The organism is Streptomyces sp. NRRL B-24572, from assembly GCF_002156145.1.
Taxonomy (GTDB): Bacteria; Actinomycetota; Actinomycetes; order Streptomycetales; family Streptomycetaceae; genus Streptomyces; species Streptomyces vietnamensis.
In genome coordinates this window covers 1-2,465 of sequence record NZ_MWIG01000440.1, presented here as the reverse complement: position 1 = coordinate 2,465, position 2,465 = coordinate 1, and the positions used below count along the sequence as shown (strand labels likewise).

The 2,465-nt window shown below is 69.8% G+C and carries 2 protein-coding genes; both read left to right on the top strand.

The genetic code is table 11. From position 1 onward, the window contains the following. Positions 1–1,314, top strand: a 1,314-nt coding sequence (locus CCN56_RS25340) for a GH1 family beta-glucosidase (RefSeq protein WP_086830294.1), incomplete at its 5' end; no start/stop codon positions are given. Between the two features lie 214 nt (positions 1,315–1,528). Further along, a partial coding sequence (locus CCN56_RS25335) for an ABC transporter substrate-binding protein (protein WP_086830295.1) occupies positions 1,529–2,465 on the top strand: 937 nt, incomplete at its 3' end.

Sequence of the window (2,465 nt, the reverse complement as noted above, 5' to 3'; positions counted from 1 at the left end):
CCCTCCATCTGGGACACCTTCTCCCACACCCCGGGCAAGGTCGCGAACGGCGACACCGGCGACGTCGCCTGCGACCACTACCACCGCTACCGGACCGACGTCACCCTGATGTCCCACCTCGGTCTCCAGGCCTACCGCTTCTCCCTGTCCTGGCCCCGCATCCAGCCCGGCGGCCGGGGCTCCGCCAACCCCGTCGGCCTCGACTTCTACAGCCGGCTCGTCGACGAACTCCTCGACGCCGGCGTCCAGCCCGTCGCCACCCTGTACCACTGGGACCTTCCCCAGGCACTGGAGGACGAGGGAGGCTGGACCGAGCGCGAGACCGCCGAGCGCTTCGGCGAGTACGCGGCCCTGGCCGCCGACGCCCTGGGCGACCGGGTCGCCCTGTGGACCACCCTCAACGAGCCCTGGTGCTCGGCCTTCCTCGGCTACGGCTCCGGCGTCCACGCCCCGGGCCGCACCGACCCCGCCCTCGCCCTGCGCGCGGCCCACCACCTCAACCTCGGCCACGGCCGCGCCACCGCCGCCCTGCGCGCGGCCCTGCCCGCCCACGCCCGGATCACGGTCTCCCTCAACCTGCACCACGTCCGGCCGCTCACCTCGGACCCGGCCGACCTCGACGCGGCCCGCCGCATCGACGCCGTCGCCAACCGCGTCTTCACCGGCCCGATGCTCTCCGGCGGATACCCGGACGACCTCCTCGCCGACACCGCGCACGTCGTCGACTGGGACGCCCTCGTCAGGCACGGCGACGAGGCCGCCATCGGCGCCCCCATCGACCTCCTGGGCATCAACTACTACACCCCCGCCGTGGTCTCCGCCCCGCTGCCAGGGGCGGCTGCGGTCAACCACGCCCACGGCGAGAGCGACCACTCACCGTGGCCCGGCTCCGAGGACGTCGACTTCCACCTTCCGCCGGGCGACACCACCGACATGGGCTGGACCATCGACCCGACCGGCCTCTACGACCTCCTCGTGGCCACCTCCCGCGCCCACCCCGGCCTCCCTCTGGCGATCACCGAGAACGGCGCCGCCTTCCCCGACGTCCCCACGGCGGACGGTCAGATCCATGACCACGACCGGATCGACTACCTCCACCGGCACCTCGCCGCGGTCCACCGGGCCATCGCCGACGGCGCCGACGTGCGCGGCTACTTCCTCTGGTCCCTGCTGGACAACTTCGAGTGGGCGTACGGATACGAGAAGCGCTTCGGCGCCGTCCACGTCGACCACGCCACCCAGTTGCGCACTCCGAAGCACAGCGCCCGCTGGTACGCCAGGGCCATCGCCGCGAACGCGATCCCGGGTCTCTGAACTCCGCACGCGGTGGGGGCCGTCGCGCGCGGAATGACGACTACGAGTGTTAACGCTCACAACACCTAGGTCGATGTTCCCTGTCGGGCCGCATCAAGAACGGGTAACAACCGTACAGGCCCTTGAGTTACAACTCTGTTAGCGCTCACAATGTGTCGCATTCGCCGGCTCGCCGATCGTCGGGGCCGACGCACGTCCCGAGAGGAACCACGACATGGCCCACAGAGCCCTCCGCATCATCGCCGCCGCCGTCCTGGCCGGCGGTGTGCTGACCGCCTGCACCACCGAGCCCGCAACCACCGGCACCACCGGCGGCACCGGCAAGGGCTCCTCCGACGGCAAGCTGGTGCTCGGGTTCGCCCAGGTAGGAGCCGAGAGCGGCTGGCGCACCGCCAACACCAAGTCCGTGCGCGACGCGGCCGAGAAGGCCGGCATCGAGCTGAAGTTCTCCGACGCGCAGCAGAAGCAGGAGAACCAGATCAAGGCGATCCGCACCTTCATCCAGCAGAAGGTCGACGTCATCGCCTTCTCGCCGGTGGTGGAGTCCGGCTGGGACACCGTCCTGAAGGAGGCCAAGAACGCCGGCATCCCGGTGATCCTCACCGACCGCGCCGTCGACTCGAAGGACACCTCCCTCTACCGCACCTTCCTCGGCTCCGACTTCGTCAAGGAGGGCCAGGAGGCCGGCAAGTGGCTCGTGAAGGAGTACGGGGGATCCTCCGACACGGTCAACATCGTCGAGCTCCAGGGCACCACCGGCTCCGCCCCCGCCAACGACCGCAAGGCGGGCTTCGCCGAGGAGATCAAGGGCGACCCCAAGTTCAAGGTCGTCGCCTCCCAGACGGGTGACTTCACCCGCGCCAAGGGCAAGGAGGTCATGCAGGCCTTCCTCAAGTCCCACGAGGACATCGACGTCCTGTACGCCCACAACGACGACATGGCCCTGGGCGCCATCCAGGCCATCGAGGAGGCCGGCAAGAAGCCGGGCACCGACATCAAGGTGATCTCCGTCGACGGCATCAAGGACGCCTTCGTCGCCATGAAGGACAAGAAGATCAACGTGGTGGTCGAGTGCAACCCGCTCCTCGGCGACCAGCTCATGGAGCTCGCCAAGAAGGTCGCGGCCGGGGAGGACGTCCCGCGCCGGGTCG